Annotated in this window: 26 protein-coding genes; 10 read left to right on the top strand and 16 right to left on the bottom strand. The window is 64.8% G+C overall.

What is annotated here, in order from left to right:
• Positions 1-13: 13 nt before the first annotated feature.
• On the top strand, positions 14-1,075 hold the full coding sequence (locus SBA_RS16930) for a hypothetical protein (protein WP_261935263.1): 1,062 nt from the start codon (positions 14-16) through the stop codon (positions 1,073-1,075).
• A gap of 49 nt (positions 1,076-1,124) precedes the next feature.
• Here SBA_RS16930 and SBA_RS16935 read toward each other — a convergent pair whose 3' ends face one another.
• Both SBA_RS16935 and epsC read right to left on the bottom strand, forming a co-directional pair.
• Positions 1,125-1,481, bottom strand: coding sequence for a DUF2794 domain-containing protein (locus tag SBA_RS16935; protein WP_224549968.1), 357 nt, complete (start codon positions 1,479-1,481; stop codon positions 1,125-1,127).
• Entirely contained in the window at positions 1,481-2,212 is a 732-nt protein-coding gene (epsC, locus tag SBA_RS16940; protein WP_261935264.1) for a serine O-acetyltransferase EpsC, read from the bottom strand. The genes SBA_RS16935 and epsC overlap by 1 nt, the downstream gene beginning before the upstream one ends.
• Positions 2,213-2,383: 171 nt before the next feature.
• Here epsC and SBA_RS16945 point away from each other — a divergent pair, with 171 nt between their 5' ends.
• Together SBA_RS16945 and SBA_RS16950 are read left to right on the top strand one after the other, a co-directional pair.
• Positions 2,384-3,157 carry a sulfite exporter TauE/SafE family protein gene (locus SBA_RS16945; protein ID WP_224549966.1) on the top strand — a complete coding sequence of 258 codons (774 nt, stop codon included), beginning with the start codon at positions 2,384-2,386 and terminating at the stop codon, positions 3,155-3,157.
• A 39-nt stretch (positions 3,158-3,196) separates the two neighbouring features.
• A complete protein-coding gene (locus tag SBA_RS16950; RefSeq protein ID WP_261935265.1) occupies positions 3,197-4,126 on the top strand; it encodes a hydrogen peroxide-inducible genes activator in 930 nt (309 codons plus the stop codon).
• Here SBA_RS16950 and SBA_RS16955 read toward each other — a convergent pair.
• Genes SBA_RS16955 through pgsA form a run of 3 tightly spaced genes read right to left on the bottom strand, consistent with a single transcriptional unit; the run spans position 4,123 to position 5,393 of the window.
• Positions 4,123-4,566, bottom strand: coding sequence for a molybdenum cofactor biosynthesis protein MoaE (locus tag SBA_RS16955; protein WP_261935266.1), 444 nt, complete (start codon positions 4,564-4,566; stop codon positions 4,123-4,125). The genes SBA_RS16950 and SBA_RS16955 overlap by 4 nt on opposite strands.
• Positions 4,563-4,823 (bottom strand): MoaD/ThiS family protein, encoded by a 261-nt coding sequence (locus tag SBA_RS16960; protein WP_261935267.1) that lies wholly within the window; start codon positions 4,821-4,823, stop codon positions 4,563-4,565. Before SBA_RS16960 ends, SBA_RS16955 begins: the two co-directional genes overlap by 4 nt.
• Before the next feature lie 6 nt (positions 4,824-4,829).
• Positions 4,830-5,393 carry a CDP-diacylglycerol--glycerol-3-phosphate 3-phosphatidyltransferase gene (pgsA, locus tag SBA_RS16965; RefSeq protein ID WP_224549962.1) on the bottom strand — a complete coding sequence of 188 codons (564 nt, stop codon included), beginning with the start codon at positions 5,391-5,393 and terminating at the stop codon, positions 4,830-4,832.
• A 132-nt stretch (positions 5,394-5,525) separates the two neighbouring features.
• Here pgsA and SBA_RS16970 point away from each other — a divergent pair, with 132 nt between their 5' ends.
• Positions 5,526-6,836 (top strand): MFS transporter, encoded by a 1,311-nt coding sequence (locus SBA_RS16970; protein ID WP_261935268.1) that lies wholly within the window; start codon positions 5,526-5,528, stop codon positions 6,834-6,836.
• A 22-nt stretch (positions 6,837-6,858) separates the two neighbouring features.
• On the opposite strand, the gene SBA_RS16975 is transcribed toward SBA_RS16970, so the two are convergent.
• A complete protein-coding gene (locus SBA_RS16975; protein ID WP_224549960.1) occupies positions 6,859-7,056 on the bottom strand; it encodes a hypothetical protein in 198 nt (65 codons plus the stop codon).
• 120 nt (positions 7,057-7,176) lie between these two features.
• Here SBA_RS16975 and SBA_RS16980 point away from each other — a divergent pair, with 120 nt between their 5' ends.
• From SBA_RS16980 to SBA_RS16990, 3 genes are all read left to right on the top strand, one after another.
• A complete protein-coding gene (locus SBA_RS16980) occupies positions 7,177-9,219 on the top strand; it encodes a transglycosylase domain-containing protein (protein ID WP_390902352.1) in 2,043 nt (680 codons plus the stop codon).
• Between the two features lie 66 nt (positions 9,220-9,285).
• On the top strand, positions 9,286-9,543 hold the full coding sequence (locus tag SBA_RS16985; RefSeq protein WP_224549958.1) for a ribbon-helix-helix domain-containing protein: 258 nt from the start codon (positions 9,286-9,288) through the stop codon (positions 9,541-9,543).
• A gap of 4 nt (positions 9,544-9,547) precedes the next feature.
• On the top strand, positions 9,548-9,859 hold the full coding sequence (locus tag SBA_RS16990) for a type II toxin-antitoxin system RelE/ParE family toxin (RefSeq protein ID WP_261935270.1): 312 nt from the start codon (positions 9,548-9,550) through the stop codon (positions 9,857-9,859).
• A gap of 73 nt (positions 9,860-9,932) precedes the next feature.
• Here the strand turns inward: SBA_RS16990 and lpdA are convergent, their stop codons facing one another.
• The 8 genes from lpdA to SBA_RS17030 all read right to left on the bottom strand — a co-directional run bounded on the left by lpdA (position 9,933) and on the right by SBA_RS17030 (position 20,248).
• Positions 9,933-11,333, bottom strand: coding sequence for a dihydrolipoyl dehydrogenase (gene lpdA, locus SBA_RS16995; protein ID WP_261935271.1), 1,401 nt, complete (start codon positions 11,331-11,333; stop codon positions 9,933-9,935).
• A 107-nt stretch (positions 11,334-11,440) separates the two neighbouring features.
• Positions 11,441-12,697, bottom strand: coding sequence for a 2-oxoglutarate dehydrogenase complex dihydrolipoyllysine-residue succinyltransferase (gene odhB, locus SBA_RS17000; RefSeq protein ID WP_261935272.1), 1,257 nt, complete (start codon positions 12,695-12,697; stop codon positions 11,441-11,443).
• 8 nt (positions 12,698-12,705) lie between these two features.
• The gene (locus SBA_RS17005) at positions 12,706-15,501 is read right to left on the bottom strand and encodes a 2-oxoglutarate dehydrogenase E1 component (protein WP_261935273.1); all 2,796 of its coding nucleotides are present in this window, start codon (positions 15,499-15,501) and stop codon (positions 12,706-12,708) included.
• Positions 15,502-15,591: 90 nt separating this feature from the next.
• A complete protein-coding gene (sucD, locus tag SBA_RS17010) occupies positions 15,592-16,476 on the bottom strand; it encodes a succinate--CoA ligase subunit alpha (protein ID WP_224549952.1) in 885 nt (294 codons plus the stop codon).
• A gap of 99 nt (positions 16,477-16,575) precedes the next feature.
• Positions 16,576-17,538: a malate dehydrogenase gene (gene mdh, locus SBA_RS17015; protein ID WP_261935274.1), complete on the bottom strand. Its 963-nt coding sequence runs from the start codon at positions 17,536-17,538 to the stop codon at positions 16,576-16,578.
• A 348-nt stretch (positions 17,539-17,886) separates the two neighbouring features.
• Positions 17,887-18,999, bottom strand: coding sequence for a cell division protein ZapE (zapE, locus tag SBA_RS17020; RefSeq protein ID WP_261935275.1), 1,113 nt, complete (start codon positions 18,997-18,999; stop codon positions 17,887-17,889).
• The gene (locus tag SBA_RS17025) at positions 18,996-19,457 is read right to left on the bottom strand and encodes a PaaI family thioesterase (RefSeq protein ID WP_224549949.1); all 462 of its coding nucleotides are present in this window, start codon (positions 19,455-19,457) and stop codon (positions 18,996-18,998) included. Before SBA_RS17025 ends, zapE begins: the two co-directional genes overlap by 4 nt.
• Positions 19,458-19,459: 2 nt before the next feature.
• Positions 19,460-20,248, bottom strand: coding sequence for a succinate dehydrogenase iron-sulfur subunit (locus SBA_RS17030; RefSeq protein WP_261935276.1), 789 nt, complete (start codon positions 20,246-20,248; stop codon positions 19,460-19,462).
• Positions 20,249-20,437: 189 nt separating this feature from the next.
• Here SBA_RS17030 and SBA_RS17035 point away from each other — a divergent pair, with 189 nt between their 5' ends.
• The 3 genes from SBA_RS17035 to SBA_RS17045 are packed head-to-tail and all read left to right on the top strand — an operon-like array spanning position 20,438 to position 23,063.
• Positions 20,438-21,529, top strand: coding sequence for a glycosyl transferase (locus SBA_RS17035; RefSeq protein WP_261935277.1), 1,092 nt, complete (start codon positions 20,438-20,440; stop codon positions 21,527-21,529).
• Entirely contained in the window at positions 21,526-22,629 is a 1,104-nt protein-coding gene (locus SBA_RS17040; protein ID WP_261935278.1) for a CDP-alcohol phosphatidyltransferase family protein, read from the top strand. The genes SBA_RS17035 and SBA_RS17040 overlap by 4 nt, the downstream gene beginning before the upstream one ends.
• Positions 22,626-23,063 (top strand): HIT family protein, encoded by a 438-nt coding sequence (locus SBA_RS17045; protein WP_261935279.1) that lies wholly within the window; start codon positions 22,626-22,628, stop codon positions 23,061-23,063. The genes SBA_RS17040 and SBA_RS17045 overlap by 4 nt, the downstream gene beginning before the upstream one ends.
• Positions 23,064-23,095: 32 nt before the next feature.
• Here the strand turns inward: SBA_RS17045 and SBA_RS17050 are convergent, their stop codons facing one another.
• The gene (locus tag SBA_RS17050; protein WP_261935280.1) at positions 23,096-24,310 is read right to left on the bottom strand and encodes an FAD-dependent oxidoreductase; all 1,215 of its coding nucleotides are present in this window, start codon (positions 24,308-24,310) and stop codon (positions 23,096-23,098) included.
• A 42-nt stretch (positions 24,311-24,352) separates the two neighbouring features.
• Positions 24,353-26,176, bottom strand: coding sequence for a glutamine--fructose-6-phosphate transaminase (isomerizing) (glmS, locus tag SBA_RS17055; protein ID WP_261935281.1), 1,824 nt, complete (start codon positions 26,174-26,176; stop codon positions 24,353-24,355).
• Between the last annotated feature and the right edge of the window lie 7 nt (positions 26,177-26,183).

Consider the following 26,183-nt stretch of genomic DNA (forward strand, 5'->3'; position numbering starts at 1 on the left):
CGGGAGCAGGACGATGTATAGCGAGAGCGATCTACAGGATGCCGTAGCGGCGGGCGCAATCCCAGCGCAGGCGGCGCAGGCGTTGCGCGATCATGTGGCGGGACTGCGCGCCTCGCCGATGGTGGACGAAGAACATTTCCGGCTGCTGACGGGCTTCAACGACATCTTCGTCGCGATCGCCAGCGTCCTGCTGCTGGTGGCGGTTGGCTGGCTCGGCAACAGCCTGCGATTCGGGGCGCCGGACCATCATCCTGCCTTCATGGCCGGCCTGCTGGTGGCTGCCGTCAGTTGGGGCCTGGCCGAATATTTCACCCGGCGCCGCCACATGGCGCTGCCCTCCATCCTTTTGCTGGGCGGTTTCGTCGGCGGCATCGTCTTTGCGGTCGGCGCGCTGGGTGCGCAGATATTCCCCCATGCGGGCGACAGCCTGGCCTCTATGATCGTGTGCGTCGCGGCCGGCGCGGGCGTGCTGGCGGCCTGGGCGCACTGGCGGCGCTTCATGGTGCCGATCACCGTGGCGGTCGGCGCGGCGGCGGCGGCCGGCGTCGGCGTCAGCCTTGTCATGGCCGGCACGCCCGACGATATGACCCTGCCCTTCGCGTTGCTGCTGATCGCGGGCCTCGCCATCTTCGCGCTGGCCATGCGGTGGGACATGAGCGACCGCGCCCGCACCACGCGGCGATCCGACGTCGCCTTCTGGCTGCACCTGGCCGCCGCGCCGATGATCGCGCATTCGCTGTTCCACCTGCTGGGCGTGATGAACGGCGACGAGATCAGCGCCGCGCGCGCCGCGCTGGTGATCGCCCTCTATGTCGCCTTCGGCCTCATCGCGCTGGCGATCGACCGGCGCGCGCTGCTCGTCTCCAGCCTCGCCTATGTCCTTTTCGCCCTGTACGGCCTGTTCCGCCAGGTCGGCGCGGTGGAACTGTCCTGGGCGCTCACGACGCTGGTGATCGGCGCGGCGTTGCTGCTGCTGCTGTCGGCGCTATGGCACCATGCCCGCGCGCTGGTGGTGCATGGCTTGCCGCCACGCCTTTCCGAGCGCCTGCCCTATCTGGATCGCGCCGTCGCGTGACCGCGACCGGCGCCGCTCCCTCTTTTCAGGAGGGAGCAGCCGCAGACCTTCAATCCTCGACGATCCGCAGCAGCTTGCGCTCGACCGGTGCCAGCACGCCCTGCAACTCCTGGCCGCGCTTCAATATCTGGCCGCTTTCCCCGACCAGCGCCCACATGCCCTGGCGATGGCGCAGCGCCGGGCGCTTCTCGATCCGATATTCGGGGCGTTCGGCGGAGCGGCGGAAGGCGCTGAAGATCGCCGCCTCCTGCCCCATGTCCATCGCATAGTCGCGCCAATGGCCGGCCGACACCATGCGGCCGTACAGATCCATGATCCGTTGCAGTTCCAGCCGCTCGAACCCGACCTGGCCGCCCTTCGGCCCCGGCCCCGCTCCTTGATGGGGAAACGGCGTCACATTGGTCATCAGGCCCGGCCGCGCTCCTTGAACAGCGGCGCATCGTCATCGTCGCCCAATGCCGATGGCAATATCGGTCTCTGGCGCTCCGCCATCAGTTCGGCGAGGCGCTTCTGCAACTGTTCGACCTCGCACTGAAGCATCTCCAGCTTCTGCTTTTCAGGATCGAAACAGTCCGAACAGGGCGTGCCATAGGGCATGAAGTCGCGCTGATAGGCGGTCACGTCGACCAGCATCGCCCGCGCGGGAATGCCGACCATGGTCGCGCCTTCCGCCACATCCTTGGTGACCACGGCGTTCGCACCGACGCGGGCGCGCGCGCCGACATTGATCGGCCCCAGCACCTGTGCGCCCGACCCGACGATCACGCCGTCGTTCAGCGTGGGGTGACGCTTGCCGGCGATGCCGTTGGCGGGGTCCGTGCCGCCCAGCGTGACATTCTGGTAAAGCGTTACATCGTCGCCGATCTCGGCCGTCTCGCCGATCACGGTAAAGCCATGGTCGATGAAGAAGCGTTTGCCGATCTTCGCGCCCGGATGGATGTCGTTGCCGGTCAGGAAACGCGACAAATGGTTCACGGCGCGCGCAAGAAAGAACAGCCGCGCGCGATACAGGCGATGGGCGACCCGATGAAAGGCCAGCGACCAGACGCCGGGGTAGAGCAGGATTTCCGCGCGGGACCGCGGCGCCGGATCGCGGGATTTGATCGAATCCAGATAGGAAATGAGGCTGCGCACCATCCAGACGTCCCTGACCGTTCCTAGACTTGTTATGAGCATCCCATATAAGGGGAATTGCCCGGCTTTTCCAGATGGGGCGCTAACCGCGCTTTTTCGCCGCAAATAGAAACTTGCTTGGCGGCACGCGATATACCAATCATGGAGGTAGACAATTCCAGTGAGGGGTAGCGGATGATCGACACTTTTATCGCCCATTTCGGCGAAATCCTGCCTTTCATCCTCGTCGGATTCGGCGCGCAGATCATCGATGGCGCGCTGGGCATGGCTTATGGCGTCATTTCCAGCACCCTGCTGCTGACCCTGGGCGTGTCGCCCAGCCGCGCGTCCGCCAGCGTCCATGTCGCCGAAACCTTCACCACCGGCGTATCGGCGATCAGCCATATCCTGCACCGCAATGTCGACTGGAAACTATTCGCCCGGCTCATCATTCCCGGCGTGATCGGCGGCGTCAGCGGCGCCTATTTTCTGTCCAATATCGACGGCGCGGTGATCAAGCCTTTCGTTCTGGCCTATCTCGCCGCGATCGGCTTCTACCTCATCTGGCGCGGCTTCCATCTGCCGCCCAAGCCCCGCGATCCCAAATGGGTCGCGCCTCTGGGCCTGGTCGGCGGCTTCATGGACGCCAGCGGCGGTGGCGGCTGGGGACCGATCGTGACATCGAACCTGCTGCTGCAGGGGTCCAGCCCGCGCCACACCATCGGCACGGTCAACACGGTCGAATTCATCCTGACCCTGTCGATCAGCCTGACCTTCCTCCTTCATCTGGGCTGGGAAGCCTTCACCACCTATACGCTGGGCCTGCTGATCGGCGGGGTGATCGCCGCGCCCTTCGGCGCGATGCTGGCACGCCGGGTGGCGCCGCGCATCCTCTTCTCGGCGGTGGGCGTCATCCTGACGATCACGTCGCTGTTCGGGGTCGCCAAATATCTTGGATATATCGGCTAAGACGCTTATATTCGGATTTCTGATCGAGGAATCCGATAAATGTCCAGTTATCTGCCCACGCTCAAGCAGCTGCAATATCTGGTTGCGCTCAAGGAGCAGGGCCATTTCGGCAAGGCCGCCGATAGCTGTTTCGTCACCCAGTCGACCCTGTCGGCGGGCATCCGCGAACTGGAATCGCTGATCGGCGTCACCCTGGTCGAGCGCACCCGCCGGGTGGTGCGCTTCACCGCCCTGGGCGATCGCATCGTGGTCAAGGCGCATCGCGTGCTGCGCGAGGCGGAGGAGCTGGCCGCCATCGCCGAGGCGTCGGGCAAGCCGCTGACCGGCGAGTTGCGGATGAGCGTGATCCCGACCATTGCGCCCTTCCTGCTGCCGCGGATGCTGCCCAGGCTGCGCGCCGACCGGCCCGACCTCAAACTCTATCTGCGCGAGGAAACGACCCAGGCGGGGATTGAATCGCTGCGCCACGGCCATGTCGATTGCGTGCTGATGGCGCTGCCCTTCGCCATGGGCGAGGTGGACAGCGAAATCCTGTTCCAGGACCGGCTCTATGTCGCCTTCCCGCATGACGAGCCGCGCGATCCGCCCGAATGGATCGGCCCGGACATGATCGACGAGAGCAAATTGCTGCTGCTGGAGGACGGCCATTGCCTGAAGGACCATGCGCTGGCCGCCTGCAACCGGCCCGACCTGCGCGCCAGCGCGACGATGATGGGAACGTCGCTGCACACGCTGATCCAGATGGTCGATAATGGCCTGGGCATGACGATGATCCCGGAAATGGCGATTGCGAGCGGGATATTGGAGCATACGCAAATTGTCGCGCGGCCGCTGCAGTCGGAACGCGCCTGGCGCGATATCGCGCTGGTGTGGCGCCGGAACAGCCCGCGCGAGAAGGAATTCCACCTGCTGGCCGGCATCTTGCGCGACGCCGCGGCGCTCAATTGCCGGTTGCCCGAAGCGGCTTAAGCCTTCCAGCCCTTCGCCCTGGCCTCATCCTCGGCCCGCGCCGCAACCCATTGAGTTGCGCCGTCGCCAAAATGCTCCTTCTTCCAGAAGGGCGCGTCGGACTTCATCCAATCGATCAGGAAGGCGCAGCTTTCCAGCGCGGCGGTGCGATGGCGCGACGCCGTGCCGACGAAGACGATGCGCGCGCCCGGCGCCAGCCGCCCGAAACGATGGATCACGCTGACGCCCAGCAGCGGCCAGCGCGCCAGCGCCTCGTCCACGATCCGGTCGACCTGCGCCTGCGTCATCGCCGGATAATGTTCCAGCTCCAGCGCGATCAGGCCGCCGTCCCCGCGCACTACGCCGGTAAAGCTCGCCACGCCGCCACCGCCCAGCGCCTCCAGCGCGGCCAGTTCGGCAGCGACATCGAAATCCGCCGCCTGGATGGCAACCCGTTTCATCCGCCCGTCACCGGGGGAAACAGCGCCACTTCGCGCGCGTCGCCGATCAGGCTGTCCAGCGGCACGAAACGCTGATCGATCGCCGCACGCAGCCGCGCCGGATCACTCAAAGCCTGCGCGTAACCCCCGCCCCGGGCGGCCAGCGTCGCGACCAGATCGGCCACGCTGCCATCTGCCGCGGGTCGCGCGACCCGCTCCTCGTCGCGGCCGATGGCTTCGCGCACCCAGGCGAAATAGACGATGGTCAGGTCCGCCATCGCCGGTCAGTCCATATGCTTAATGCCGACGCGCAGATAGTCCCAGCCGGTGACCAGCGTCAGCATCGCCGCGGCCCACAGGGTCACGATGCCCACCGTCTGGACGAAGGGGAATTGCGGCACCGCCCCGGCCAGGATCAATGCGCCCAGCGCGATGATCTGGAACGTCGTCTTCCATTTTGCGAGGCGCGACACCGGCACCGACACCTGCAGCCCGGCCAGAAATTCGCGCAGGCCCGACACTGCGATCTCGCGCAGCAGGATGATCATCGCGGCGGCGATATGGATGCCCGCTATGTCGCGGGTCGCCGCCAGCATCAGGATGACCGCGCCGACCATGATCTTGTCCGCGATCGGGTCCAGAAACACGCCCAGTTTCGACACCGTGCCCTGCGCGCGCGCCAGATAGCCGTCGAAATAATCGGTCACGCCCATCAGGCAATAGAGGGCGAAGGCCAGCGCATAGCCGGTGGTCCAGCGCGCGCCCTGTTCCGCCGGCCACAGCAGAGCGACCAGCAGCGGCACCGTCACGATCCGCGAAAGCGTCAGCAAATTGGGCAGCGTTAGCATCGCCGCGAACTGCCACAGTCCGGCGCGGCATACAAGCAAAGCCGTATCGTCATGCCCAACCCATTGGACACAGACGTCGTCAACCGCTAGACCCCGCCCCGGTCGCTCACGGGAAAGAAGACGCCCCTATCCATGCAAGCCTCTCTCAGGCTCTTGAACAAGCGCCGTTTTCTGCCGCTTTTCATCACCCAGCTCCTTGGTGCGTTCAACGACAATCTGTTCAAGAACGCGATGGTCCTGTTCGTGGTCTATCAGGTCTATAACGACGAGAAATCCGAAACCTGGTTCAGCGCGCTGGCCACGGGCCTGTTCATCCTGCCCTTCTTCCTGTTGTCGGCGATATCGGGCCAGTTGGCCGACCAGCGCGACAAGGCAGTCATCATCCGCTGGGTGAAGGCGGCGGAAATCCTCATCATGGGCGTGGGTGCGGTGGGCCTCGGCCTCATCTGGAGCGGCATTGCGGTCCACACGCTGGCGATCCCGCTGCTGCTGGTCGCGCTGTTCGCCATGGGCATTCATTCGACCTTCTTCGGCCCGATCAAATATGCGATCCTGCCTCAGCATCTGCATGACGACGAAGTGCTGGGCGGCACCGGCCTGGTCGAAGCGGGCACTTATATCGCGATCCTGGCCGGCACGATCCTGGCCGGGGTGATCCCGGTGGAGGTGGCCGCGGTCGGCATCATCATCACGGCGCTGATCGGCTATATCGCGGGGCGGGCAGTGCCCTCGGCGCCGTCATTGCTCGAAAAGCAGCCGATCGACTTCCACATCATCCGCTCGTCGGTCGCGCTGGTGCGCGGGACGATGCATATTCGCCGCCTGTTTCTGGCGATCATGGCGATCAGCCTGTTCTGGGCGGTCGGCTCGATCCTGTTCATCCAGTTCCCGCCGCTGGTGAAGAATGTCCTGACCGCCGACAAGCCGGTCGCAAGCCTGTTCCTGGCCATCTTCTCGATCGGCATCGCGATCGGCTCCGTGGCGATCAACCGGCTGTTGCAGGGCCATGTCTCGGCCAAATATGCGCCCGCGTCGGTGATCGGCATGGGGCTGTGCATCGTCGCCTTTCACATCGTATGCGACCTGTGGACGCCCTCGCCGGACGGGAAGATGCTGTCGCTCGCCGGGTTTCTGGCCCATCCGCTCGCGATTCCCCTGTCGTTCTGCCTGCTCGGCGTCGCGACCTTCGGCGGCATGTTCGTCGTGCCGCTCTACGCCTTCCTGACCACGACGGTCGAAAAATGCGAAGCGGCGCGCACCGTGGCGGCCAATAATATCGTCAATTCGGGCGCGATGGTGGTCGGCTCGCTCTGCGCCATCGGGCTCAGCATCGCCGGCGTATCGGTGGTGATGCAGTTGCTGCTGGTCGCCTTCCTCACCCTGCCCTGCGCGGCGATGGCGTGGAAGCTTCACAAGGCCTGCGACGGCCCTCTATGCCATTGACCGGACGCGCCCGGTCCTCGTCTTAGAAAATGAAGCTGTAGAAGGCCGTGAAGAAGGCCGCGAAGCTCAGGCCGAACAGCTTCCAGTCGCTGTCGTCGTCGCTGAACCGCTTCTTGCGCGCGGGCATATCCTCCACCACGCGCAGCACATGGGCGGGCAGCCGCTGGCGGAACGGATGGCGGGCCGATTCGGTGGTGAGAACGAGGGGTCGGTTTCGCATAGCGATTGGTTAACGCAAAATTTACCATATAGACCAGCGCATATTGTGGTTAATTCCGGCCTGTCCCGGCACGGGACAGGCTTGACTGTATGATATGAATAACACAGTATGACCCAAGACATGCCCGATTCCGCCCCACTCGATCCCTTCGCGCAACCACCGCGCGAGTTCGGCGCGGGTCCGCCCAGCGCCTTCGCACGGCCCACGCCCTGGCGTCGCCGGCTCCAGATCGCCGGATGGGTGATCGCCGCAGGCCTCGCCGTGCTGATGATTCTGGTCGCCTGGCTCGCGGTCACGGCGCCGCTCTCCCGCTCGCTCAAGCCGATCGCGCCGCCCAGCATCAGCCTGACGTCGGCGGACGGCCATCTGATCGCCCGGCGCGGCGCGGTGATCGACACACCGGTGACGATGGCCGAATTGCCCGCCCATGTGCCGCAGGCGTTCATGGCGATCGAGGATCGCCGCTTCATGACCCATTGGGGGGTCGATCCGCGCGGCATCGCGCGGGCCATGTGGCATAATCTCTGGTCGGACGGATCGTCGCAGGGCGGCAGCACGATCACGCAACAACTGGCCAAGGGCGTCTTCCTGTCCAGCGACCGCACCTTCGGCCGCAAGGCGCGCGAGGCGCTGATCGCGGTCTGGCTCGAAGTCTGGCTGACCAAGGACCAGATCATGGAGAGATATCTCTCCAACGTCTATTTCGGCGACAATGTGTATGGCCTGCGCGCCGCCGCGCTGCATTATTTCAATCGCGCGCCCGAACGGCTCACCATCCCGCAGGCCGCGATGCTGGCGGGGCTGTTGAAGGCGCCCTCCCGCCTCGCCCCCACCAGCAACCTGAAGGGCGCGCGCACCCGCGCCGCGCTGGTGACGCAGGCGATGGTCGATGCCGGCTATATCAGCCAGGCGGAACGCAACGCCCTGCCTCCCGCCCGGCTCAACGTCCATGACACGCCCGACGCCACCACCGGCACCTATTTCGCCGACTGGGTGCTTGCCGACGCGCGCGATCGCGCCGGGGCCGTCTATGGCGAACAGAAGATCGAAACCACGCTCGACTGGCGCATCCAGCGGCTGGCCGAAGCCGCGATCCGCCGCGCGCCGCTGGGGGCTGCGCAGGCGGCGCTGGTGGCGATGAAGCCCGATGGCAGTGTCGTCGCCATGGTCGGTGGCAAAAATTACGCCAAGAGCAGCTTCAACCGCGCGGTGCAGGCGAAGCGCCAGCCGGGTTCGACCTTCAAACTGTTCGTCTATCTCGCCGCCTTCCGCGCGGGGATGACGCCCGACGACATGATCGATGACACGCCGATCACCACCGGCACCTACCGCCCCGCCAATCACAGCGGCAAGTATCGCGGCCGCATCACCCTGCGTCAGGCCTTCGCCGCGTCGAGCAACGTCGCGGCGGTGCGGCTGACGCAGAAGGTCGGCGTCGACAATGTCATCAAGGTCGCCCGCGACCTGGGCGTCACCGCGCCACTGACCGAAGATTTGAGCCTCGCGCTCGGCACGTCGGAAATCCCGCTGGTGGAACTGGCGGAGGCCTATGCGGCGGTCGCCGCGGGCGCCTATCCGGTGCTCGCCCATGGCCTGCCGCCCGAGGAACAGGGCTGGTTCGAAAAGCTGATGCAGCGCCAGCGGCAGTTCAGCCAGGACCAGCTCGACATGATCCGCGACCTCCTCTCCTCCGCCGCCAATCGCGGCACCGGCAGCGCGGCGGCGCTGCGCACCAGCACCTTCGGCAAGACCGGCACGACGCAGGACAGCCGCGACGCCATTTTCGTCGGCTATGCCGGGGGCCTCGTGACGGCGGTGTGGATTGGCAATGACGACAACGCCCCCCTGCCCGGCGGCGCGGCCGGCGGCGGCGTGCCCGCGCGCATCTGGCGCAATTTCATGAGCGGCGCGATCAACGAGCCGGTCGAGGATGCCCCCGAAGAAACGCAGGACGCCGATCTCGTCAACGCGATCGCCAATGTGACGGTGGAAACCGGCATCGGCAATGTCGGGCTGGGCGTCGATGAAGGCGGCATGACGGTGAACATCGGCGGCGGCCAGATCCGCCTGCCGATCGACCAGCCTGCCGGGCCGTCAGGCACTCCACCGCCGAGGATCGCGCCGACGCAGCCGGGCGAAGGCGAGGATGGCGGGCCGCAATAAGGATGAAACAGACCACCTTGCCCCCGTCCTGAATATTCCATATCCTGTGGACAGGAAGGTTATCGCATGTCCAAACCAATGACCCTGAATGTGCGCGTGAGCGGTGCGCTGAGCGATTTCGTCTCTACCAATATCGGGGACAGCGGGGCTTATGAAAATGTCAGCGAATATGTTCGCGATCTCATCCGTCGGGACAAGGCACGGGTCGAGGGCGAGCGGCTTGCGCTTCTCAAAACCGAACTGGTCCATGCCTTCGCCGCACCAGAGAGCGACTATCAACCGCTCGATGCCGATATGATTATCGCCCGCAACGCGCGGCCATAGGCGCATGGCCGCCTATCGCGTGCGGCAGGCGGCCGGACGGCGGATCCACGATATCTATCGCTACACCCGTGATAGATGGGACCAGGACCAGGCCGAGAATTATATTCGCGGCCTTTTCGCGCGGTTCGAGGATATCGCTATGCGGGACTGCGTCTGGCGGGATATTCCTGCGGAGTTCGGCGTCGATGGCTTTTTTTGCCGCTATGAACACCATTATATTTATTGGCGCGTCCTGTCGGACGGTGCTGTCGGCATCGTGACGGTGTTGCATGAACGAATGCACCAGATTGATCGCTTCCGGCAGGACCTGACCTGACCATCAGCCCGAAAAGAAAAAGGCCCCCGCAGTGCGGAGGCCCCTTCCTTTGTCTTCGCGATAAGCGAACCGATCACATATGGATCGGCTTGCCCGTTACGGCCATGGCCGCTTCCTTGATCGCTTCGCTGTGCGTCGGGTGCGCGTGGCAGGTATAGGCGATGTCTTCGCTCGACGCGCCGAATTCCATCGCCTGCGCCGCCTGCGCGATCATCGTGCCCGCGGGCACCGCGATGATCCACACGCCCAGCACCTTGTCGGTTTCGGCGTCGGCGATGATCTTCACGAAGCCGTCCGGTTCGTGATTGGTCTTGGCGCGGCTGTTCGCCATCATCGGGAATTTGCCGACCTTGATCGCGCCCTTTTCCTTGGCTTGTTCCTCGGTCAGGCCCACGCCCGCGATTTCCGGCTTGGTGTAGACCACCGACGGGATCACGGCATGGTTCACGATGCCGGTCAGGCCCGCGATATTCTCCGCGACGGCAATGCCTTCGTCCTCGGCCTTGTGCGCCAGCATCGGACCGGGGATCACATCGCCGATCGCCCAGACGCCCGGAACCTTGGTCGCGAAGTCATGATCGGTTTCGATCTGGCTGCGCGCGTTGAGTTCCAGACCGATCTTGTCGAGACCAAGCCCTTCGGTGTTGGGACGGCGGCCGATCGACACGAGGACCACATCGGCCTCGATCGTCTCCGCGTCGCCACCGGCGGCGGGTTCGACGGTCAGGGTCACGCCCTTCTTGCCGACTTCCGCGCCCGTGACCTTCGTACCGAGCTTGTACTCGAAGCCCTGCTTCTTGAAGATCTTGTTGGCTTCCTTGCGGACTTCGCCGTCCATGCCGGGCAGGATCTGGTCGAGATATTCGACCACGGTCACCTTGGCGCCCAGGCGCTTCCAGACGCTGCCCAGTTCCAGCCCGATCACGCCGCCGCCGACGACGACCAGATGGCCGGGCACCTTGTCCAGCTCCAGCGCGCCGGTCGAATCGACGATCTTGCCGCCTGCGTTGTCGACTGCGACGCCGGGCAGCGGCGTGACCGACGAACCGGTGGCGATGACGATATTCTTCGCCGTCACTTTCTCGCCGTTGATCTCGACCGTGTTGGCGCCGGTGAAGCTGGCCAGGCCCTTGAGCCAGGTCACCTTGTTCTTCTTGAACAGGAACTCGATGCCGCCGGTCAGGCCCTTGACCGCGTCGACGCGCTGGCCCTGCAGGGTGGGCAGGTCCAGGCTCATCTTGTCGATCTTGACGCCCAGCTTGGCGAGCGCGCCATTGGCCGCTTCGTCATACAGCTCCGACGCATGCAGCATCGCCTTGGACGGGATGCACCCTACATTGAGGCAGGTGCCGCCCAGCGTCTCGCGGCTTTCGGCGCAGGCGGTCTTGAGGCCAAGCTGCGCCGCGCGGATCGCGGCGACATAGCCACCGGGGCCAGCGCCAATTACCAGGACGTCATAGTCGAAATCGGACATGGAATTTTCCTCTTCCCGTCATGCCAGCGGAGGCTGGCATCTCCCTTTTCTTCTGAAAGAACAAGTGAGACCCCGGCTTTCGCCGGGGTGACGTTAGAATTTAAGTGTTACAGGTCGATCAGCAGGCGGGTCGGATCTTCGATCGCATTCTTGACCGCGACGAGGAAGGTGACCGCTTCGCGACCGTCGACCATGCGGTGGTCGTAGCTGAGCGCCAGATACATCATCGGGCGCGCAACGATCTGGCCGTTGCGGACGACCGGCCGTTCCTCGATGCGGTGCAGGCCCAGAACCGCCGACTGGGGCGGGTTGATGATCGGGCTGGAGAGCAGCGACCCGAACACGCCGCCGTTGGAGATGGTGAAGGTGCCGCCCTTCATATCTTCCATGGTCAGCTTGCCTTCCTTGGCCTTCTTGCCAAAGCCGCCGATGGTCTTTTCGATGTCCGCTACGCTCAGCGCCTCGGCATTGCGGATGACCGGCACGACGAGGCCGGTGGGCGCAGACACGGCGACCGAGATGTCGCAGAAGTCGTTATAGACGATCTCGTCGCCTTCGATCTGTGCGTTCACGCCCGGAATGTCGCGCAGCGCCATGCAGACGGCCTTGGTGAAGAAGCCCATGAAGCCCAGACGGACGCCATGCTTCTTCTCGAACAGGTCCTTATATTTGGCGCGCGCCTCGATGATGTTGGTCATGTCGACGTCGTTATAGGTCGTCAGCAGCGCAGCGGTGTTCTGCGCTTCCTTCAGACGCTTGGCGACGGTCTGACGCAGGCGGGTCATCTTGACCCGCTCCTGCTTGCGGCTGGGGCCGGAGGCGGCCGGAGCGTCGACGGCAGGCGCAGCGGCGGCCGCACCGGCGGCAGCCTTGGCGGTGCCGGCGGCGGCGGCGGCAGTAACGTCGTCCTTGGTCAGGCGGCCGTCCTTGCCGGTGCCCTTGATCTTGCTCGGGTCAAGGCCATGTTCCAGCACCAGGCGGCGAACCGCCGGCGACAGGGTCAAATTGCCGCCCTCTTCGTCATCCGAAGCGGCAGGCGCCGACGCGGCGGGCGCCGGGGCAGCGGCTTCCGCCTTGGCGGCAGGCGCGGCAGCAGCGGCAGGCGCCGGCGCGGCAGCGGCCGAACCGCCTTCGTTCACATAAGCCAGCAGCGCGCCGACCTCGACCGTGTCGCCTTCCTTGGCGATGATGTCGCCCATGACACCGGCGACGGTCGAGGGTACGTCGACCGCGACCTTGTCGGTTTCGAGGGACACGATCGGCTCGTCGACCTTGACGGCTTCACCGGGCTTTTTGAGCCACTGGCCCACGGTTGCTTCGGTAACGGATTCGCCCAGGGTTGGGACTTTGACTTCGGTAGCCATGAGCTTGATCAGCCTTTCTTCTGGCGACGGATTTCTTCACGGACGCTGTGACCCAGCGCATCGGCGACGAGGGCGCCCTGTTCGGACACATGGCGCGACGCCAGCCCCGTGGCGGGCGATGCCGACGCCTTGCGACCGGCATAGCGGGCGCGCTTGGGCGCCTTGCCGGCCTTGGCCAGGGCTTCCTCGATATAGGGTTCGACGAAGAACCATGCGCCATTGTTGCGCGGCTCTTCCTGGCACCAGACGATTTCGTCCAGATTGGTCATGCGCTCGATGCGCTTGGCCAGGGCGTCGGTCGCGAACGGGTAGATCTGTTCGATGCGAACGATCTGCACATCCTTGTCGCCGGCCGCGTCGCGCGCCTCCATCAGGTCGTAGAACACCTTGCCGGAACACAGGACCAGGCGCTTCGTATCCTTGTCGGCCGACCCGTTGGGGTCCGACAGGATGCGCTTGAACTGGGTTTCGCCCAGGAAATCCTCCGCCTTGCTGACCGCCAGCTTATGACGGAGCAGCGACTTGGGCGCCATGATGATGAGCGGCTTGCGGAAGGGCCGCAGCATCTGGCGACGCAGCGCGTGGAAGTAATTGGCCGGGGTCGTGATGTTGGCGACCTGGATATTGCCTTCCGCGCATAGTTGCAGGAAGCGTTCCAGACGCGCCGAACTATGTTCCGGCCCCTGCCCTTCATAGCCGTGCGGCAACAGGCAGACGAGGCCGTTGGAGCGCAGCCACTTGGTTTCGGACGAAGCGATATACTGGTCGAAGATGATCTGCGCGCCGTTGGCGAAATCGCCGAACTGCGCTTCCCAGATTACCAGGCTCTTCGGGTCGGCCAGTGCGAAACCATATTCGAAACCCAGTACGCCATATTCGGACAGCGGCGAATCCAGCACCTCGAACCGGCCATGCGGTACGGTCGACAGCGGGATATATTTATTCTCGCTGTCCTGATCGGTCCAGACCGCGTGACGCTGGCTGAACGTCCCGCGCCCGGAGTCCTGCCCCGACAGGCGGACGCCATAGCCTTCCGACAGCAGCGAACCGAAGGCCAGGGCCTCGCCGGTCGCCCAGTCGAAATTCTCGCCGGACTTGAACATCTCCGCCTTGGCGGCGAGGACGCGCGTCAGCGTCTTGTGGACGTTCAATCCTTCGGGAACGGTGGTCAGCGTCTTGCCGAGGCCGTCGAACAGCTTGGTGCTGATCGCCGAATCCACGCTCTGGCGCGAGGTTTCGGCGTCGGCCGGCTTGTGCAGGCCCGACCAGCGACCGGCAAACCAGTCGGCCTTGTTGGCCTTGTAGCTCTTGGACGCCTCGAACTCTTCTTCCAGATGATTGACGAAATCGCCCGTCACCTTGTTGACATAGTCGTCGTCGACCACGCCTTCATTCTTCAGCCGCGCCGAATAGACGTCGCTGACCGGCGGATGCTGGCGGATTTCCTTGTACATCAGCGGCTGGGTGAAGCCGGGCTCGTCGCCTTCATTATGGCCGAAGCGGCGATAGCACCACATGTCGATCACGATGTCGCGGTGGAAGGTCTGGCGATATTCCATCGCCAGCTTGCACGCGAAGGTCACCGCTTCGGGATCATCGCCATTGACGTGCAGGATCGGCGCCTGGACACCCTTCGCCACATCGGACGGATAGGGCGAGCCGCGCGAAAATTGCGGGCTGGTGGTGAAGCCGATCTGATTGTTGATAATGAAGTGGACGCAGCCGCCGGTATTGTACCCATGCACGCCGGAGAAGCCGAGGCATTCCCAGACGATGCCCTGCCCCGCAAAGGCCGCGTCGCCGTGGATCAGCACGGGCAATACCTGCTCATGCTTTTCCAGATCGTCGCGGAAGGTCTGCTGCGCACGGACCTTGCCCAGCACCACCGGATCGACGGTTTCGAGGTGCGAGGGGTTGGGGACCAGCGACATATGGACCTTGACGCCGTCGAACTCGCGATCGGTGGACGTGCCCAGATGATATTTCACGTCGCCCGATCCGCCCACATCTTCCGGATTGGCGGTGCCGCCGGAAAATTCGTGGAAGATGACGCGGAAGCCCTTAGCCATCACATTGGCCAGTACGTTCAGGCGCCCGCGATGGGCCATGCCGAACACAATCTCGCGCACGCCGGACTGGCCACCATATTTGATGACCGCTTCCAGCGCGGGGATCATGGATTCGCCGCCGTCCAGGCCGAAGCGCTTGGTGCCGACATATTTGCGGCCCAGGAACTTCTCATATTGCTCGCCCTGGATGACCTTGGCCAGGATCGCCTTCTTGCCCTCGGGCGTGAAGATGATTTCCTTGTCCTTGCCTTCCAGCCGGTCCTGCAGAAAGCGGCGTTCCTCCACATCGGCGATGTGCATATATTCCAGGCCGACATTGCCGCAATAATTGGCGCGCAGGATCGCGACGATCTCCGCCACGGTCGCATATTGCAGGCCCAGCGTGCCGCCCAGATAGATTTTTTTCGCGGGGTCAGTCAGGCCGTGATATTCCGGCGTCAGGTCGGCCGGCAGATCGCGCTTGGTCAGCCCCAGCGGATCGAGATTGGCGGCCAGATGGCCACGCACGCGATAAGTGCGGATCAGCATCTGCGCGCGGATGGCGTCGTCGGCAGCGGCGACGGCGTCGACATCCGACACGGCTTTGCCGGCGGACTTGGCGGCGGCCTTCACGGCGACCTGCATCTGGGTGGGGTCCATCGCCCCGGTCAGATCGTCGGTGTCGCTCAGCGGCCAGTTATCGCGCGCCCAGCTTGGCCCGCGTTCAATCTCGAATTCCTGGTTCTCGTAACCCATTGCCTTGTCCCATGCCAGCCGCGTGCAGTCGCGGCGCGGGGAAATCAGCGGCCGGGGTGCAGCCCGGCCGCCTGCATAGATAGGAGCTGTTTAGCCCTTCAACACGTCGACCAGCGTCGAGCCAAGCTCGGACGGGCTGGCGGCGACCTTGATACCGGCCGCTTCCATCGCCGCGATCTTGCTTTCCGCGTCGCCCTTGCCGCCCGACACGATCGCGCCGGCATGGCCCATGCGACGGCCCGGAGGCGCCGTGCGGCCCGCGATGAAGCCGGCCATCGGCTTCTTGCGGCCGCGCTTGGCTTCGTCGATCAGGAACTGGGCGGCCTGTTCTTCCGCATCGCCGCCGATTTCGCCGATCATGATGATCGATTCGGTGGCGTCGTCGGCCAGGAACAGTTCCAGCACGTCGATGAAGTTGGTGCCGTTGACCGGGTCGCCGCCGATGCCGACGGCCGTGGTCTGGCCCAGGCCCGCATTGGTGGTCTGGAACACGGCTTCATAGGTCAGGGTGCCGGAACGCGACACGACGCCGACGCTGCCCTTCGAGAAGATCGAACCGGGCATGATGCCGATCTTGCATTCGCCCGGCGTCAGGACGCCGGGGCAGTTCGGGCCGATCAGGCGCGACTTGCTGCCCGACAAAGCGCGCTTTACGCGGACCATGTCGAGGACAGGGATGCCTTCGGTGATCGCGACGATCAGCGGGATTTCGGCATCGATCGCTTCCAGGATCGAATCGGCCGCAAATGGCGGCGGCACGTAGATGACCGAAGCGTCGGCGCCGGTCTTGCTCTTGGCTTCGGCGACCGTGTCGTACATGGGCAGGCCGATATGGCTGGTGCCGCCCTTGCCGGGGGTCACGCCGGCAACCATCTGGGTGCCGTAGGCCAGGGCCTGTTCGGTGTGGAAGGTGCCGGTGGCACCGGTCATACCCTGCGTGATGACCTTGGTGTTCTTGTTCACCAGAATGGACATGGGTGTCCCTTTATCTGCTGTGGAAGTGGCACTTGGGTCTAAAGCGCCCCGTTCCAGGCTGCGCACTTACCTGGAACGGAACGGTGCAGCTGTTAAAGCTCAGGCGAGCGAGGGATCGATTCCCTTGCACGCTTCCAGCAATTCCTTGACGGCGTCGACCGACACCTGAAGGTTCGCCTTGGCTTCGTCATTCAGTTCGATCTCGACGATCTGCTCGACGCCGTCCTTACCGATGATGACCGGCACGCCGACATAGAGATTGTCGACGCCATATTGACCGGTCAGGTTCGCGGCGCAGGGCAGCAGGCGCTTCTTGTCGCCCAGATAGGCTTCGGCCATCGCGATCGCGCTGGTGGCGGGCGCATAGAAGGCCGAACCGGTCTTGAGCAGCGCGACGATCTCGCCGCCGCCCGAACGGGTACGCGCGACGATGGCGTCGATGCGCTCCTGGGTCGACCGGCCCTGCTTGATCAGGTCGGGAACCGGGATGCCGGCGACGGTCGAATATTCGATCACCGGGACCATCGTGTCGCCATGGCCGCCCAGCACGAAGCTGGTGACGTCCTTGGCCGAAACCTGGAATTCCTCGGCGAGGAAATGGTTGAAGCGCGACGAGTCGAGCACGCCGGCCATGCCGACGACCTTATTGTGCGGCAGGCCCGAAAATTCGCGCAGCGCCCACACCATCGCGTCGAGCGGGTTGGTGATGCAGATGACGAAGGCGTCGGGCGCATTGGCGGCGATGCCCTCGCCCACGGCCTTCATGACCTTGAGGTTGATGCCCAGCAGGTCGTCGCGGCTCATGCCCGGCTTGCGCGCCACGCCGGCGGTGACGATGATCACGTCCGCGCCCGCAATGTCGGCATAATCGTTGGAGCCGGTGATCTTGGCGTCGAAGCCTTCGACCGACGCGCACTGCGACAGGTCGAGCGCCTTGCCCTGCGGCACGCCTTCGACGACGTCGAACAATACAATGTCGCCAAGCCCCTTGAGGGCCGCGAGATGCGCCAACGTGCCGCCGATATTGCCAGCGCCGATGAGCGCGATCTTGTTACGGGCCATATGCAATCATCCTCCAAGTCGTGACTACTGGAATTGCTGGTCCGCCTACGCCCTTCGAACAGGGGTTTCAACCGCCGAAGCCCTGGGAATGCAAATTATCTTTGCAATTCATTCGCAATTGCATTAGATGCGATTCACACCCTGTCGCTGTAGACTTCTACCCTGGTCTTCAGCCTTCCCTGCAGAGGTATCCTGCCGGGCGCCTTTCTCCTCGGAGGCGCCCGGCCTGTTTCCCACCTTAAGATTGCGGCCTGATGAACGGCCCGCGCGCGATCGGACGGGCCGATTCCACCCGGCGACGAACGGACCGACGAGGATGAAGTCATGTTGGGTCCATGACCCGGCGGGCTATTTCGGCCCGTGGCCCAGCGCCAAATAGTCGTCCGACTGCATTTCCATCAGCCGCGACACGGTGCGCTCGAATTCGAAGGCGCCGTCTCCCTCCGGATAGAGGCGCGCCGGTTCGGCATCGGCCGACGCCAGCAATTTCACCTTATATTCGTAGAGCGAGTCGATCAGCGTCACGAAGCGCGCGGCTTCGTTGCGGTTTTCCGGCCCCAGCACGGGAATGCCGACGATGATGACCGTATGATATTTACGCGCGATCGCCAGATAGTCCGGCGCACCGCGCGCTTCCGCACACAGCCGCTTGAACGAGAAGACCGCGACGCCCTTCAGGCTCTTGGGCACATGCAGGGTGCGACCGCCCTGCACGACAATATCCTCCGACGGCACATTGGCACGGTCGGACGGCGGATAGTCGGTCAGCCGGAAGAAGGCCGTGCTGAGCGCCTGCGTCGCTGCGTCGCCATTGGGACAATGCCACAATGTCGCGTCGCCCAGACGGTCGCGCCGATAATCGGTCGGCCCGTTCAGCGTCATCACGTCCAGCTTCATCTTTATGAGGTCGATGAAGGGCAGGAAAAGCTGGCGGTTGAGGCCGTTCTTGTAGAGTTCGTCCGGCTCGCGGTTGGACGTCGTGACGATCGTCACCCGCTTTTCCAGCAATCCGGTGAACAGCCGCGACATGATCGCCGCGTCGGCCATATTGTTGACGACCATCTCGTCGAAGCAGAGCAGGCGCGCCTCGTCGGCCAGCGATTCGACCACTGGCGGGATCGGATCGCCCGTTTCCGACTTGCGCGCGTCGGCCAGCCGGGCATGGACGTCGAGCATGAATTCGTGAAAATGCGCGCGCTTCTTCCGCTGAATCTGCACCGTGTCGAAGAACAGGTCCATCAACATCGATTTGCCGCGCCCGACCCCGCCCCACATGTAGAGACCGCGGGGCGGATCGGGTTGCTTGCGCAGCAGCTTCCACAGCGTCGATCCGCGCGCGGGCACCGCTTGCAGCTCCTGCTGCAACCGATCGAGTCGCTCGGCCGCCGACCGCTGGTCGGCATCGGGCCGCAATTCGCCCGCCTGCACCAGCGCGTCGTAGCGGGCGAGAACGGCGGTCACTTTTTCGCGCGCGCCTTGCGGATCGTGGCGGTCGATGCCGCGACCGGCTCGCCGTCCTGCGTCATCACCATGCGCAGGAACAACATCCGCCCGGTTTCGCGCAGCAGCTCGACTTCGGCGATCAGGTCGGGGCCGACCTTGCCAGCGCCCAGATATTGCATGTTAAGGTCGATGGTCACGCCATTGACATGCTCCTTCAGCCCCATGGCCCACAGCGCGCCGAAAAAGGCATGGTCGGCAAAGGCGGCCAGGAAGCCGCCATGCAGCATGTCGATTCGGTTGCGATGGCCGGGGCGCGTCTCCAGCCCCACCTGCGCCCTGCCCGAACCCAGGTCGCGCATATAGCCGCGCCCGATGGCCTGCAGGAAGGTGTCGGGATGCGGCTCGGCCCAACCGGACCAACCCGCCCATTTCCCTTCGGTCAGCGCAATCCCGCCTGCAACGCCGTCACTGCTCAAGATCAGAGCTGCCGCTCGACCATCATCTTCTTGGTTTCGGCGATCGCCTTGGCCGGGCTGAGGCCCTTGGGGCAGACATTCGCGCAATTCATGATGGTGTGGCAGCGATAAAGGCGGAAGGGATCTTCCAGGTCGTCCAGACGCTCGCCGGTATATTCGTCGCGGCTGTCCGCCAGCCAGCGATAGGCCTGGAGCAGGATCGCCGGACCCAGGAACTTGTCCGAATTCCACCAGTAGGACGGGCAGCTGGTCGAGCAGCAGGCGCACAGGATGCACTCGTAGAGGCCGTCCAGCTTTTCGCGCTCGGCGGGCGACTGGAGCCGCTCCTTGCCCGAGGGCGGCGGCGACACGGTCTTCAGCCAGGGCTGGATCGAATTATACTGGGCGTAGAAATGGGTGAAGTCGGGCACCAGGTCCTTGATGACGTCCATATGCGGCAACGGCGTGATACGCACATCCTTGCCGCTGCATTCGTCGATCGCGGTGGTGCAGGCCAGGCCGTTCTTGCCGTTCATGTTCATCGAACAGCTGCCGCAAATGCCTTCGCGGCACGACCGGCGGAAGGTCAGCGTGGGATCATATTCATTCTTGATCTTCAGCAATGCGTCCAGAACCATCGGGCCGCACGCATCGAGATCGATGTCGAACGTGTCGTAGCGCGGGTTCTGGCCGGAGTCGGGATCGTAGCGATAGACCTTGAAGCTGCGCACATTGGTCGCGCCGGCGGTCGCGGGGTGGGTCACGCCCTTGCCGCTGATCTTGCTGTTCTTGGGCAACGCAAATTCGGCCATCGCTCGTCGAGCCTCTTCGAATAGGTCTGTCTGGTCGGGGTCCGCATAACAAAAAATAAGCAAAGGTCCAGCGTCGTGGACCATGTTTCTGTCCTCAAGCGCTTGTTGCAAATGGCTTGCAAATCATCGGAGGGCCGCTTGCTTCCTCCACCATCCGCGCTAGGGCGGCAAATCTCTAAGGATATAGTCTTGCCGACCGACATCGCCTTTCTCGCTATCGCCGAAGCGCAGCAGCTCTATCACTGGCTGCCCGCCGCGCTGGAACTGGCGCGCCGGCCCGACGTGCGGGTCAGCATATTGTCGCCATCGGACCAGATATTGGCGCTGGTCGCCAGCTATGATCCGCAGGGCCGCCTCGCCTGCATCCGGCTGCGTCGGCCCCCCTCCCGCCCCGACTCGCTGTTCCGCCAGCCGTCCCGCCTCGCGACCCTGCTGCTCAACTATGCGACCATCGCACGCTTCCCGACTCTGGTGACGACCGAGATCAGCAGCGCCTGGCTGCGCCGCGTGCCGGGTTTCGCCTCCCGCCTCATCCTCATCAAACATGGCGCGGGCGACCGGGAGGGCGGCTACAAGAAACGCCATGCCGATTTCGACCTCACCCTGGTCGCGGGCGAAAAGGACCGCCGCCGCATGATCGATCGCGGCCTGTGCACGCCCGAAACGGTCGCGGTCGGCGGCTATCCCAAGTTCGAGCTGAAAGCGCCGCGCCAGCGCTATTTCTACAATGACGACCCGGTGCTGCTCTATAACCCGCATTTCGACCCGAAACTCTCCTCCTGGATAAAGCACGGGCCACAGGTGCTTGCCGCGCTGGAGGCCCTGGTCGGCTGGAACGTCATTATCGCCCCCCATACCAAGCTGGCGCGCACCGCCGCCCCGATCGCCAGCCCCGCGCCGCATATCCGCATCGACATGGGCAGCCGCCATTCGATCGACATGAGCTATACGATGAGCGCGGACGTCTATCTGGGCGACGTATCGAGCCAGGTCTATGAATTCCTGCTCCACCCGCGCCCCTGCATCTTCCTCAATCTCGACCATCGCGACGGCGCGGGCGACGCCTTCGCCCATTGGCGGCTGGGCCAGGTGATCGAGTCCGCCGACGCGCTGCCCGCCGCGCTCGCCCGCGCAACCGACTTGCAACCCGGCTTCGTTGCTGCTCAGGAAGCAGCGATGCAGCAATCGATCGACCTGTCCCCGGCCCCCGCTTCGCAGCGCCAGGCCGACCTCATCCTGAATTTCGCCCACACACACCATCTTGCGACGAGCCAAGCATGACCCAGATCCTCGCCACCACCCTTGGCCCCGTCCGCCTTCTGGGCGACAATCCGACGCCGATCTGGGGCATGGCCAATGCCGAACGCAATCGCCGCATGGCGGAAAGCGCCGCGAAGAACGGCAGCCATCTGGCGGCGGGGCATGAACTGGTCTTCAACCTCCTCTATGCCTTCGACCCGCTGCTGCTGCGGCTGGTGCTCGAAACGCCCGGCACGCTCTTCGCCTGGGGCCGGACGCCGATCGTGGGCCAGGTGCCGCAGGGCAGCGATCCCCTCGCCGCGCCGCATGTCATCGACCTGTCGGACGGCCGCAGGCTCTACAATCGCCAGTTGCGCAAGCTGGAGCAACCGATGGTGCGCGAGCTGACCCCGGCGACCCGGCGGGAGATCGAGCGGCGCAGCTATTTCGGCGCCTATAAGGGCGTCACGGACCTGCTCACCAAATATCTCTGGCCCGAACTGGCGCTGATCCTGACCCGCATCGCCGCGCAGTTGAAGATGACGCCCAACATGGTGTCGGTGATCGGCGTCACCCTCTGCCTGGTCGCGACCTTCCTCTTCGCCGAGGGGATGTACTGGACCGGCTTCCTGAGCGGCTTCATCTTCATGGTGCTGGACACGGTCGACGGCAAACTCGCCCGCTGCACCATCACCTCGTCCAAATGGGGCAATGTGATCGACCATGGCGTCGACCTCGTCCACCCGCCCTTCTGGTGGTATTTCTGGGGCACGGGCCTGGCCTATTGGGGGCTGTCGCTCTCGACCCGCGCCTTCGCGCTGGTGATGGCGGCGGTGATCGCAGGCTATGTGCTGCAACGGCTGATCGAGGGCATGTTCCTCAAGGACTTCAAGATGGACATCCATGTCTGGCGTCCCTTCGACAGCCAGTTCCGCCTCGTCACCGCACGCCGCAACCCGAACATGGTGATCCTGTTCGTGTCGCTGCTCTTCGGCCGCCCCGACATCGGCCTGATCGCGCTGGCCTGGTGGACGGTCCTCTCGCTGGTCGTCCACGCCGTGCGACTGGCCCAGGCCTATGCCGTCAAGCGTTCGGGCCGTCCGATCGTGAGCTGGATGGACGAAGCGGAGGCCGCAGCATGAATGCCACCATCGCAAAATTCGGCTGGCCCGCGACCCTGATCGCGGAATTCGACCACTGGGTCGTGCTGCTCCGTCCTACCCAGCCGACGCTGGGATCGCTGGTGCTGGCGGCGAAGAGCGACGCGACCGCCTTCGGCGACCTGCCGGCGGAGGCCCATGCAGAATTGAAGACCGCCACCGCCACGATCGAGGCGGCGCTCACCAGGGCGGTGGGCTATGCGAAGATCAATTATCTGATGCTGATGATGGTCGACCCCCATGTCCATTTCCACGTCATCCCCCGCTATGAAGGAACGCGCAGCGGCGGCGGCTTGACGGTGGCCGATGCGGGCTGGCCGGGGCAACCGGAACTGGGCGCGGCGGTAAGGCCGGACGGCGCGCTCGACGATTTGCGGGCGTGGTTGCAAGGCTGGTTCGACGGGGCCATGGCGTAGCGCCAGCCCGCCTTCCCGCACAGGCACGCCAGCTAAGCCCGCCGCCCGGCGTCGGGCGACCGGATATGTTCGCGGCGCACGCCCAGACCCAGCAACCGCGCCGGCACTCCCCGCAGCGCAGCGTGCCGGTCCAGCATACGCACCGCCAGGGGTGGCCCGTCCAACCGCGCATCGGGCCGCAGCAACGCGCCGATGATCCGGTCATGCGCGATCTTTTGCACCCGCTGGATCAGCCATGTCGGCCACATTCGCCGCTGCTGGACGACCGCCGCCAGCCCGTCCGCCATGGCGCCCGCGGCCATCTGCGCCGCCATGATATTGGCCGCCGCCACCGCATCCTGGATCGCCAGGTTGATGCCGACCCCGCCCACCGGCGACATGGCGTGCGCCGCATCGCCGATCGCCAGCAATCCCGGCCGGTGCCAGCGCGTCAGCCGGTCGAGCGCCACCGACAGCAATTTCACCTGGTCCCAGTGGGTCAGCGCCTCCGCTGCCGACGCCATCTCGCGATTCAGCGTCGCAATTTCGGCGCGAAAAGCGGGCAGGCCCCGCGCCCGCACCGCATCGGCCTGCCCCTTGGCGAAGACATAGGCGCATTGCCAATATTCGCCCCGGTCGATCTGCACGAACAGCCGCCCCGCCTCGAACACGCCCATCGTCTCGTTGCCCGTTCCCGCGGTCTTGGGCAGGCGGAACCAGAAGACGTCCATCGGTGCGCCCAGATCCTTGCGCGGCAGCGCCGCCGCGTCGCGCAGCACCGACCGGCGGCCATCGGCGGCAATGACATAATCGGCCGCGATCACCTGTCCGTCCGCCATCCGCACCCCGTTCACCCGCTTGTGTGCATCATGGGTCAGGCCGGTCGCCTCGGTCTCCATGCGCAGCGTGAAATCAGGATAGCGCTTCGCTTCTGCCGCCAGGAAGTCGAGAAATTCCCATTGCGGCATCATCGCGATGAACCGGCTCTCCACCGGCAGGCGGCGGAAATCGGCGATCCGCACCGTCTGTCCGCCGATCCGCGCGCGCAACTGGTCGACCCTGTCGTGCGGGCGCCGCAACAGCGCGTCGCGCAGCCCCAGTTCGCGGAACAGTTCCAGCGTCGAAGGATGGACGGTATCGCCCCGAAAATCGCGCAGGAAATCGCCATGCTTTTCCAGCACCGTGGTCGGCACGCCCGCCCGCGCGAACAGCAACCCCGCCATCATCCCCGCAGGCCCGCCACCGACAATGACCAGATGCGACGCCATGGCCGATCTCCCAAAGCGGCATCATAGCATCGTTCGCCCGGCCTATTCCACCGTCACGCTCTTCGCCAGATTGCGCGGCTGATCGACATCCGTCCCCTTCGCCACTGCGACATGGTAAGCCAGCAACTGCACCGGCACCGCATAGACCAAAGGCGCGATCAGCGGATGCACCTTGGGCATCTCGATCGTCGCCATACAGCCCTCGCCCGCCGCCGCAATGCCTTCCGCGTCGGAAATCAGCACCACCTTGCCGCCGCGTGCCTGCACTTCCTGCATATTGCTCACGGTCTTCTCGAACAGCGGGCCACTGGGCGCGATCACGATCACCGGCACCAGTTCGTCGATCAATGCGATCGGCCCATGCTTCATCTCGCCCGCGGCATAGCCCTCGGCATGGATATAGCTGATTTCCTTGAGTTTCAGCGCCCCTTCCAGCGCCATAGGATAGTCCGGCCCGCGGCCCAGATACAGCACGTCCCGCGCCGGCGCGATCAGGTGCGCCATCGCCTCGATCTGCCCGTCGCGGCTCAGTGCCTCGTTCAAGGCCGCAGGCGCCTCGCTCAGGTGCCAGACGATCTGCGCCTCCTCCTGTGGCGTCAGCCGACCCTTGGCCCGCGCCAGATTGGCCGCCAGCGCCGCCAGCACCGCCAACTGGCAGGTGAACGCCTTGGTCGACGCCACGCCGATTTCCGGTCCGGCATGGGTCGGCAACAGCAGGTCCGCCTCGCGCGCCATCGAACTGGTCGGCACGTTCACCACCACCGCGATGATCTGCCCCTCCGCCTTGGCATGGCGCAGCGCGGCCAGCGTATCGGCCGTCTCGCCCGACTGGCTGATGAACAGCGCCAGCCCGCCCGCCTCCAGCACCGGGTCGCGATAGCGGAACTCGCTCGCGACATCGATGTCCACGGCCACGCGCGCGAATTTCTCGAACCAATATTTCGCCACCAGCCCGGCATAATAGCTGGTGCCGCACGCGACGATGGTGATGCGCTTCACCGCGCCCAGGTCGAACTCCATGTCGGGCATGGCGACCTCATTCTCCATCCGGCGCAGATAGGAACGCAGCGTCTGGGCGACCACGACCGGCTGCTCGTAAATCTCCTTCTGCATGAAGTGGCGATGATTGCCCTTGTCGATCATCGCCCCCGACACGCCGGAAATCGTCACCGGCCGCTCGACCGGCCGGTTGTCCTTGTCGAAAATTGCGGCGCCATCCGCCGTGACGACGACCCAGTCGCCTTCCTCCAGATAGGCGATGCGCTGGGTCAGCGGCGCCAGCGCCAGCGCGTCCGACCCCAGATAGGTTTCCCCCTCGCCATAGCCGACCACCAGCGGCGACCCCAGCCGCGCGCCGATCAGCATGTCGGGATGGCTGCGGAACGCGATAGCCAGCGCGAAGGCGCCATGCAGCCGCGGCAACACCTGCGCCACGGCCTCTTGCGGCGACGCGCCCTGCTCCACCAGTTCGCTCACCAGATGGGCGACGACCTCGGTGTCGGTCTGGCTGTCGAAATGCCGGCCCCGCGCCATCAACTCCGCGCGCAGCGACTTGAAATTCTCGATGATGCCGTTGTGGACCAGCGCGACTTCGCTGGTCGCATGGGGGTGGGCGTTGCTGGTGGTCGGCGCGCCATGCGTCGCCCAGCGGGTGTGCGCGATGCCGGTCGTGCCAGGCAGCGGCTCGTCGCGCAATTCGCGCACCAGATTCGCCAGCTTCCCCTCGGCCCGTCGCCGCTCGATCGCGCCGTCATGGATGGTGGCCACGCCCGCGCTGTCATAACCGCGATATTCCAGCCGCTTCAAACCGTCGACCAGCCGTTCCGCCACGTCGTCCTTGCCGATGATGCCGATGATGCCGCACATGTGCCGG

The organism is Sphingomonas bisphenolicum (genome assembly GCF_024349785.1).
Taxonomy (GTDB): domain Bacteria; phylum Pseudomonadota; class Alphaproteobacteria; order Sphingomonadales; family Sphingomonadaceae; genus Sphingobium; species Sphingobium bisphenolicum.

Excerpts from the sequence above, each read along its gene's own strand:
- epsC (WP_261935264.1), bottom strand. The coding sequence starts at position 2,212 with ATGGTGCGCAGCCTCATTTCCTATCTGGATTCGATCAAATCCCGCGAT.
- SBA_RS17050 (WP_261935280.1), bottom strand. The coding sequence starts at position 24,310 with ATGGCGTCGCATCTGGTCATTGTCGGTGGCGGGCCTGCGGGGATGATG.
- SBA_RS16980 (WP_390902352.1), top strand. The coding sequence starts at position 7,177 with ATGCCCGATTCCGCCCCACTCGATCCCTTCGCGCAACCACCGCGCGAG.
- SBA_RS16975 (WP_224549960.1), bottom strand. The coding sequence starts at position 7,056 with ATGCGAAACCGACCCCTCGTTCTCACCACCGAATCGGCCCGCCATCCG.
- SBA_RS16990 (WP_261935270.1), top strand. The coding sequence starts at position 9,548 with ATGGCCGCCTATCGCGTGCGGCAGGCGGCCGGACGGCGGATCCACGAT.
- SBA_RS17045 (WP_261935279.1), top strand. The coding sequence starts at position 22,626 with ATGAATGCCACCATCGCAAAATTCGGCTGGCCCGCGACCCTGATCGCG.
- sucD (WP_224549952.1), bottom strand. The coding sequence starts at position 16,476 with ATGTCCATTCTGGTGAACAAGAACACCAAGGTCATCACGCAGGGTATG.
- SBA_RS16985 (WP_224549958.1), top strand. The coding sequence starts at position 9,286 with ATGTCCAAACCAATGACCCTGAATGTGCGCGTGAGCGGTGCGCTGAGC.
- SBA_RS17030 (WP_261935276.1), bottom strand. The coding sequence starts at position 20,248 with ATGGCCGAATTTGCGTTGCCCAAGAACAGCAAGATCAGCGGCAAGGGC.
- SBA_RS17040 (WP_261935278.1), top strand. The coding sequence starts at position 21,526 with ATGACCCAGATCCTCGCCACCACCCTTGGCCCCGTCCGCCTTCTGGGC.
- SBA_RS16970 (WP_261935268.1), top strand. The coding sequence starts at position 5,526 with ATGCAAGCCTCTCTCAGGCTCTTGAACAAGCGCCGTTTTCTGCCGCTT.
- SBA_RS17005 (WP_261935273.1), bottom strand. The coding sequence starts at position 15,501 with ATGGGTTACGAGAACCAGGAATTCGAGATTGAACGCGGGCCAAGCTGG.
- SBA_RS16935 (WP_224549968.1), bottom strand. The coding sequence starts at position 1,481 with ATGACCAATGTGACGCCGTTTCCCCATCAAGGAGCGGGGCCGGGGCCG.
- mdh (WP_261935274.1), bottom strand. The coding sequence starts at position 17,538 with ATGGCCCGTAACAAGATCGCGCTCATCGGCGCTGGCAATATCGGCGGC.
- glmS (WP_261935281.1), bottom strand. The coding sequence starts at position 26,176 with ATGTGCGGCATCATCGGCATCATCGGCAAGGACGACGTGGCGGAACGG.
- SBA_RS16945 (WP_224549966.1), top strand. The coding sequence starts at position 2,384 with ATGATCGACACTTTTATCGCCCATTTCGGCGAAATCCTGCCTTTCATC.
- SBA_RS16930 (WP_261935263.1), top strand. The coding sequence starts at position 14 with ATGTATAGCGAGAGCGATCTACAGGATGCCGTAGCGGCGGGCGCAATC.
- odhB (WP_261935272.1), bottom strand. The coding sequence starts at position 12,697 with ATGGCTACCGAAGTCAAAGTCCCAACCCTGGGCGAATCCGTTACCGAA.
- SBA_RS16960 (WP_261935267.1), bottom strand. The coding sequence starts at position 4,823 with ATGGCGGACCTGACCATCGTCTATTTCGCCTGGGTGCGCGAAGCCATC.
- SBA_RS16955 (WP_261935266.1), bottom strand. The coding sequence starts at position 4,566 with ATGAAACGGGTTGCCATCCAGGCGGCGGATTTCGATGTCGCTGCCGAA.
- SBA_RS16950 (WP_261935265.1), top strand. The coding sequence starts at position 3,197 with ATGTCCAGTTATCTGCCCACGCTCAAGCAGCTGCAATATCTGGTTGCG.
- pgsA (WP_224549962.1), bottom strand. The coding sequence starts at position 5,393 with ATGCTAACGCTGCCCAATTTGCTGACGCTTTCGCGGATCGTGACGGTG.
- lpdA (WP_261935271.1), bottom strand. The coding sequence starts at position 11,333 with ATGTCCGATTTCGACTATGACGTCCTGGTAATTGGCGCTGGCCCCGGT.